Raw genomic sequence first — 675 nt, 5'->3', positions numbered from 1 at the left:
TTTCAGCGTGCCCTCGACCAGCTTGGCATTGAGCTCATCTGTGCAAACACCCCGCAAGCGAAAGGACGTGTGGAACGGGTCAACCGTCTCCTGCAAGACCGGCTCGTCAAGGAAATGCGGCTCGAAGGTATCGACAATATCGATGCCGCAAACACATGGTGCGAGAAGTACGTGAGGCGATACAACGAGCAATTTGCCCGTACTCCAATGAGCGAACTCGATCTGCACACACCGCTCCATATCGAGGACGACCTGGAGCTCATCCTGACCATTTGCGAGACCCGCAAACTGACCTCCAAGCTCACGTTCCAGCATGGCAACCTGTTGCATCTGCTTGACGATACACCGGCTGCGCGTGGCTTGGTCGGCCAAACCGTCGCCATCCATACCTATGCTGATGGACGTGTCGAACTGCACGCGAACAGACAGGTATTTGCCTACACCAGCATGACTGTATCGAAGCCGACGCGTCGCATCGATACCGACAAAAAATCACTGCATGCGACGCTCGACAAGAGGCAGCGCGCCCGGCCACATCGCCTCAATCTACCAGGCGCTGTCGTTACCCAGGGCACGGCAGCAGCGAAGAAAGCGTCCGCCCAAAAGCGAGTATGACTTTTAGAAAGCGGACATTTTAACTTTGCCAAAAGCGGACATTTCTAATTTGCCTTTACA

Annotated in this window: 1 pseudogene; it reads left to right on the top strand. The window is 54.8% G+C overall.

Annotated features, from left to right (window positions below):
- Positions 1-615, top strand: a pseudogene (locus tag IFT60_RS26185) (integrase core domain-containing protein); the annotation flags it as partial.
- Positions 616-675: the final 60 nt, after the last annotated feature.

The sequence above is a fragment of the Massilia sp. CFBP 13721 genome (genome assembly GCF_014842025.1).
Taxonomy (GTDB): Bacteria; Pseudomonadota; Gammaproteobacteria; order Burkholderiales; family Burkholderiaceae_D; genus Telluria.
The sequence above is the reverse complement of the archived record's forward strand: the minus strand, read 5'-3'. Positions and strand labels throughout refer to the sequence as shown.